3 protein-coding genes are annotated in these 7,219 nt (G+C 72.0%); 2 read left to right on the forward strand and 1 reads right to left on the reverse strand.

Translation table 11 applies throughout. The annotated features are described in order from the left end of the window. Positions 1 to 191: 191 nt before the first annotated feature. Positions 192 to 1,862: a glycoside hydrolase family 99 protein gene (locus tag ACFFNX_RS36655; protein WP_378210591.1), complete on the reverse strand. Its 1,671-nt coding sequence runs from the start codon at positions 1,860 to 1,862 to the stop codon at positions 192 to 194. 306 nt (positions 1,863 to 2,168) lie between these two features. Here ACFFNX_RS36655 and ACFFNX_RS36660 point away from each other — a divergent pair, with 306 nt between their 5' ends. After that, positions 2,169 to 5,027, forward strand: coding sequence for a glycoside hydrolase family 3 C-terminal domain-containing protein (locus ACFFNX_RS36660; protein WP_378210586.1), 2,859 nt, complete (start codon positions 2,169 to 2,171; stop codon positions 5,025 to 5,027). A gap of 141 nt (positions 5,028 to 5,168) precedes the next feature. Then, positions 5,169 to 7,219 (forward strand): bifunctional serine/threonine protein kinase/MFS transporter (locus ACFFNX_RS36665; RefSeq protein WP_378210588.1); only part of this gene is annotated, 2,051 nt, incomplete at its 3' end.

Genomic DNA, 7,219 nt, shown 5'->3' on the forward strand with positions numbered 1-7,219 from the left:
CGCCCTCGTCGGGGCGCGGGAGTACCCCGACGTGCGGGCCAACAACCGAGCCCTCGCCCCGGACGCACGCCGCTACGAACCCGACCCGCGGCGCGGCGCGCGCTACGACGAGTTGTTCGCCGCCTGGCGCACGGTCCGCGACGCGATCCGTTCCGCCGGCGAGCGCGAACGCTGACCGGCCGCGGCCGTGCTCAGGTCGCGTACACCTCCAGCTCGGAGAGCTGGGCGGCCGGCCAGCCGGTGTTGGCGGTGACGTTCACACGGACGTACCGGACGCCGGACGGCGTGAAGGTGATCGTCACCGCGTTGCCCGAGGCCGGGTCGAAGACGCGGCCGGCGGAGCCGCTCAGCGTCGTGAACGACGAGCCGTCGCCGCTGCCCTGGATCGACAGCGTCTGGGTGCGCGCACCCCACGACGGCGGCAGCCGCAGCACGACGCGGCCGACGCTCGCCGCCGCGCCCAGGTCCACCTGCACCCACTGCGGCAGCGCGTTGTTCGCGCTCTCCCAGTAGCTGCTCGCGTCGCCGTCCACCGCGTTGCCCGACCCGTAGTTCTGGGTGTGGCTGCTCTCCGCGGTGGCCCGGCCCGCCGCGACGTTCGAGCCGCCGTTCCCGCCGGACGGCACCGGGCGCGTCGGCCGGGTCGGGGTCGGCGCGAGCAGGCCCTTGAGCATGCGGCCGCCGTCGGCGGTCAGCCGCAGGTAGTAGTCCGACGAGCACGCCGTACCGTCCTCGTCCAGCGCCCAGAAGCCGGAACCGGACGGGACCATGGAGGCGTCCTCGGCGGTCTTGGCGATCTGGTTGCCCTCGTTGAACTCGTCGAACATCGAGATGTAGATGCCCTGCACGCCCGCCCGGACCATGTTGTAGAACTGCCGCCACATGAAGTCGCCGTGCGCCCGCTGGCGCGCCGACACGTCGCCGGGCAGCACGCACGGCTGGTAGTCGATGCCGTGGGCGTCGCAGTCGGCCTGGTCCGGCACGGTGAAGTCGGTGTAGAAGCGGTCGGAGTCGGCGGCGGTGCCGATCCGCCCGACCATCCACGGCGAGATCATGTTGACGGCGTGGTAGACGTCGAGGTAACCGGCGCGCGAGTCGCTCACGCCGGTGCGCCAGTTCGTCGGCACACCGCCCATGACGTAGCAGCCCTGGTCCTTGAACCAGTTGACGATGTCCAGGCAGACCGCGGCGCTCCACGGGTGGTTGTCGTCGGCGAAGCCGAAGCCCCAGATGCCCACGACCGGCCTGCCGTTCTGGCGGGCGTACGCGGACGAGGCCGTGTGCGCCCTCATCTTGTTCGTCCAGTCGGCCTTGATCTCCGCCTGCATGTTCGTCCAGCCGGAGACGTCGTACATGATGTAGAACCTCCGGCCGGTCGACTCGGCGGACGCGCGAACCTTCGCGGCCATCGCGTCGCGGGTCGGGCCCTCGCCGCCGGTCGGGTTGAAGCGCTGCAGGGCGGCCGTGTCGCAGCCGTTGTCCCGCATCCAGGCGAAGTGCGTGTCCACGGTCTGCTGGTCGTAGGAGGAGAACAGCGTCGCGGGCCGCCCGTTGTTCAGGTTCGCGTACGCGGTCTGGTAGCCGTGGGTGAAGTCCCGCAGGTCCGGCCAGGCCTTGATCGCGGTGTTGCCCGGCGAGGGCGGACGCCCCCAGTCCTGGCTCCAGTGCCACCAGCCGTTGATCGGCGCGCCGTCGCCGGGGCAGGCGAACCAGCTCTGGTAGCCCACGGTGATCTTGCCGACGACGTCGCCGGGCCCGCTCGCGGCGCTCGCCGGGCCGAGCGCCGCCGACACGATCTGCGGCCCGGCCGCCGCGACGACCGAACCGGCCATCGCGGTGGACAGGAACCTTCTGCGGGACATGCTCACGTCTTCATCCCTCTCAGCCGTTGATGAGGTCGTTCCCACGGCCCGGCGGCCGTGCGGTTGGCGATCAACGCGGCGACCTTGGCCGCTCTGTCCGATTTTTGCAGTTACTTATTCATCTCTTGCGGAGTTCTGTCAAGGTTTCCTGCGTAAAGTCGGTCATCGACCGAGTCAACCCGAAGCTTGACAGGTCCGTGTGATCGGGGTCACTCTGGCGCTGAGAGCGCTCTCAACGCGGAGAGCGTCCGCCCCGCCCTGCACTGCTCGATGTGCCGGTGACCGCCCGCCGGCCGAGGAGCCCCCATGTCGCGCGTACGTCCCGCCAGGCGCACACTCGATTCGCTGAGGTCGGTGCTGGTGGTCCTCGTGGCCATCGCCGGTCTCGCCGCCGTGTCGACCGCCGCCGCGCCCCCGAGCCACGCCGCCTCGGTCCTGCTGTCCCAGGGCCGGCCGACCACCGCCTCCTCGACCGAGAACGCCGGCACGCCCGCGTCCTCGGCGACCGACGGCGACGCGGGTACGCGCTGGTCCTCGGCGTTCGCCGACCCGCAGTGGCTCCAGGTCGACCTCGGCTCGTCGCAGCAGGTCTGCGGTGTACAGCTGACCTGGGAGGCCGCGTACGCGACCGCGTTCCAGATCCAGACCTCCGCCGACGGCGGCACCTGGACGACGGTCTACTCCACCACGACCGGCGCGGGGGGCACCCAGACGCTGAACGTCACCGGGACCGGGCGCTACGTGCGGATGTACGGCACCGCGCGCGCCACCCAGTACGGCTACTCGCTGTGGGAGTTCTCGATCAACACGATCGGCGGCGGCGACGGAGGCGGCGGCGACGGGTCGTGTCCGTGGGTGGGCTCGACCGCGCCGGTGTCCCAGCGGGTCGCGCAGCTGATGGCGCAGATGACGCAGGACCAGAAGATCTCGATGCTGCACGGCAACGGCGCCACCTCGCCGTACATCGGCGACACCAACGCGATCCCGTCGCTGTGCATCCCGGCCCTCGGCCTGGAGGACGGACCCGGCGGGCCGGGCGACGGCCTCGGCGGCGTCACCCAACTGCCCGCGCCGGTGGCCGGCGCCGCGACCTTCGACACCGCGCTGGAACAGCAGTACGGCGTGGTGGCCGGAGCCGAGTTCAAGGGCAAGGGCGCGGACGTCGCGCTCGGGCCGACACTCAACATCGACCGCGACCCGCGCTGGGGCCGTGGCTTCGAGAGCTTCAGCGAGGACCCGTACCTGACGAGCCAGATGGCCGTGGCCCAGATCAAGGGTGTGCAGAGCCAGGGCGTGATGGCCCAGGCGAAGCACGCCGCGGTCTACAACCAGGAGACCTATCGCAACGGGATGTCCGACAACGCGATCGTCGACACCCGGACGCTCCAGGAGATCTACCTGCCCGGCTTCCAGGCGGCCGTGACCCAGGGCGCGACGGCCTCGGTGATGTGCGCGTACAGCGTGGTCAACGGGACGTTCGCCTGCGAGCACCCATACCTGCTGAACACGGCCCTCTACCAGCAGGCCGGCTTCGGCGGCTTCGTCACCTCCGACTGGGGCGCGCTGCACTCGGCCGCCCCCGCCGCGAACGCCGGCATGACGATGGAGATGCCCGGGGCGGCGTTCTTCGGCGACGGCCTCCGCCAGGCCGTGGCCTCCGGCCAGGTCAGCCAGGCGACGCTCGACACCATGGTCGGCCGGGTGCTGACCCCGATGTTCGCCTTCGGCCTGTTCGACAACCCCAAGACCGGCTCGACCGGCGCGGTCGTCACCACCGACGCGCACAAGGCCACCGCCCGGCAGATCGCCGAGGAGGGCACCGTCCTGCTCAAGAACTCCGGCGTGCTGCCGCTGTCCACCGCGACCACCAAGAAGATCGCGGTGATCGGCACCGACGGCGGCGCGGGCGTGGCGAGCGTCGGCGGCGGCAGCGCCACCGTCACCTCCTCCGGCACCGTCTCACCGCTCACCGGGATCACGAACCGGGCCGGCTCCGGCGCGACCGTGCAGTACGAGGCGGCCGACGGCGCCGGCGGCATCGACCGCGCCGTCGCCCTGGCCAAGACCGTCGACGTGCCGATCGTCTTCGCGACGTACCCGCAGAACGAGGGAAGCGACAACACCTCGATCGACCTGCCCGGCCAGCAGAACCAGCTGATCTCCTCGGTGGCCGCCGCCAACCCGAAGACGGTCGTGGTGCTGCACACCGGGTCCGCGGTGACCATGCCGTGGCTGAACCAGGTCGCGGGGGTGATCGAGGGCTGGTACAGCGGTCAGGAGGTCGGCAACGCACTGGCCGCGATCCTGTTCGGCGACGTCGACCCGTCCGGCCGGCTGCCGGTGACGTTCCCGGCGAGCCTGGCCGACGTGCCCGCGCACACGACCGCCCAGTGGCCGGGGAACGGGAGCCAGGTGCAGTACTCCGAGAAGCTCGATGTGGGGTACCGCTGGTACGACGCGCAGAACATCACACCGCTGTTCCCCTTCGGGTACGGCCTGTCGTACACGACCTTCTCCTTCGGCGACCTCCAGGTCGGCGCGCTCGGGTCGGGCGGCGCCACGGTGACGGCCACGGTCACGAACACCGGCACGCGAGCCGGGACCGAGGTCGCCCAGCTGTACGTCGGCGCGCCCGCCTCGGCCGCCGAGCCGCCGCACCAGCTCAAGGGCTTCCAGCGGGTCGACCTGCAACCGGGCCAGAGCCAGACCGTCCACTTCACCCTGACCGCCCACGACCTGGCGCACTGGGACGACACGGCCGGCGGCTGGACGACCACGCCCGGCGCGTACCGGATCCTCGTCGGCGACTCCTCGCGCAACCTGCCGCTGAGCGGCTCGCTCAACGTCACGAGCGCGCTGCGGAGCAACGTGTCCGGAACGCCGAGCCACAGCGGCTCGGTGATCGTCGTCAACCCGCACGGCATGAGCAGCCGGGTGGGCGCCAAGGTGTCCCTGCCGATCAGCGCCGTGAGCACCGCGGCGGCGAAGCTCACCTTCACCGCCGCCGGCCTGCCCGCGGGCCTGTCCATCGGCCCGTCGGGCACGATCACCGGCCGGGCCCGCCACGCGGGCACCAGCACCGTCACCGTGACCGCGAAGGACTCCTCCGGGGCGTCCGGCACCGCGACGTTCATCTGGAGCACGACCGGAAAGAGACATCGGTAGCCCGGCTCCGGGGTTTCTCACCGATCGGCCACGTGGTGAACCCGCCGAACGCCGACGGCTCGGCCAACGAGCACCATCGACCACCCCGAATGTGATCGAATCGGGGCGGGATGCGACGGGTCGGGTGAAAGGTGAAGGCGGATGGCGGATCCATTGCGGCCGGGAGACCCTCAGCACCTGGGGCGGTACGAGCTCATCGGCCGGCTGGGCGAGGGTGGCCAGGGCGTGGTCTTCCTCGGGCGCGCTCCCGACGGCGGGCGGGTCGCGGTCAAGCTGCTGCGGGTCGGGCAGGGCGGTGACGAGGCGGCCCGCCGCCGGTTCGTACGCGAGCTGGCGATGGCCGAACGGGTCGCCGGGTTCTGCACCGCGCGTGTCCTCGACGCGGATGCCGAAGGCGACACCCCCTACATCGTCAGCGAGTACGTCGACGGCCCGTCGCTGCAGAACCTCGTTCGCGAGCACGGGCCGCGGACCGGCGATGACCTCATGCGGCTCGCGATCGCCACGGCCACGGCGCTGGCCGCGATCCACGAGGCCAAGATCGTGCATCGCGACTTCAAGCCGCCCAACGTACTGATGAGCCCGGATGGGCCCCGCGTCATCGACTTCGGCATCGCGCGCGCCCTCGACACCCCGGGCACGCTGACCAGCCAGGTCGTCGGCACCCCGGCGTACATGGCGCCCGAGCAGGTGGCGGGCGCGCCGCTCGGGCCGGCCGCCGACATGTTCGCCTGGGGGAGCACGATCCTGTTCGCCGCGACCGCGCGGTCGGCGTTCGGCTCGGACTCCATCCCGGCGGTGATGCACCGGGTGCTGCACGCCGACGCGGACGTGAGCATGCTGCCGCAGCCTCTCGCCGCACTCGTGAACGCCTGTCTGAACAAGGATCCGGCCCGCCGCCCGGCGGCGACCGACGTCCTGTTGAGCCTGCTCGGCCGGGCGGTCCCGGGGCCGGCCACCACGACGGAGATGTCCCCGATCCTCGCGGCCGGAGCATCGGCCGTCACCGCCGAGCAGTTGCCGCCGGCCCAGCCGCCCGGGTGGCCCCCGGCCGTCCCGGCCGGGATGCCGCCCCCGGCGTTCGCGCCCTGGGCGGCTCCGGCGACCTCGCCCCGGCGCGGACTGCCCGGCGTGCCGGTCCTCGCACTGTCGGCGGTCGTGCTCGCGACGTTCGCCGTCATGCTCGGCCAGTCCATGCTGTCGGCCGCCTATCCGATCCTGGCGGCCGACCTCCACGGCAACACCGATTTCCTGAGATCGATCGGCGACTACTACCAGCTCGCCCTCGTGGCGGTGGTACTGCCGGCCGGCCGGATCGCCGACGCCGTCGGCCGAAAGAAGGTCTTCATCGCGGGCTTGGCCGCGTACGCGGTCGGGACGGTGCTGACATCGGTCGTGCCCGGGCAGGCGATGTTCCTGGGCGTCCGGATCCTCCAGGGGGCCGCCGCGGGTCTGGTGCTGGCGGTCGGGCTCGGGGTGATCCGCGACGCGTTCCCCGGCCGGCGGGGTGTGCTCGCCTTCGGGGCGTGGGCGGCGGCCGTCGTCGTGCCCATGACCGACGGCGGGTTCGTCGGCGGCCTGATCGCGGAGTACCTGAACTGGCGTGCCATGTTCCTGGTCCTGCTCGTGCCGCTGCTGATCGCCGGGGGGCTCGGCGTCGTCGGCGTGCGCGAGTCACGGTCGCCGGGGCCGGAGAACGGCGTCCTCGGTGTGGTGCTGCTCTCACTCATGGTGCCGTTGCTGAGCTTCGGCCTCCGGCACGAGTACGCCGGATGGCTCCAGGTCAAAACCATCGTGCCGCTGGCGCTCGCCGTCGTCATCGCGGTGGTCGGTGTGGCGCTGGCGTTCGCCGTACGCCCGTCGCCGCTGCCGCTGCGGGCCTCCGGCGGCACCGCGGTGTTCACGCTGGGCCTGTGTCCCGCCTTCGTGACCATGACGTACGTGAGCTTCCGCCTGCAGGCGAACTGGGGATTCAGCATGGTCGGCGTCGGCGTGCACCTACTGCCGCTCGCGATGACCGGGCTCGCGTGCGCGCTGGGGGGAGCCGCCCTGGCCGGGCGGTTCGGTCCCGGCCCGGTGCTGGCCGGTGGGTGCGCGGCCACCGGGGCGGCCACACTCGCCGCGTACCCGGTCGCGGGACGCGGCGACTACGTGCTGCTTCTGCTGGTGGTCGCGCTGCTCGGCGCGGGGCT

Origin of the sequence: Actinoallomurus acaciae (assembly GCF_042429965.1) — a bacterium.
Taxonomy (GTDB): Bacteria; Actinomycetota; Actinomycetes; order Streptosporangiales; family Streptosporangiaceae; genus Actinoallomurus; species Actinoallomurus acaciae.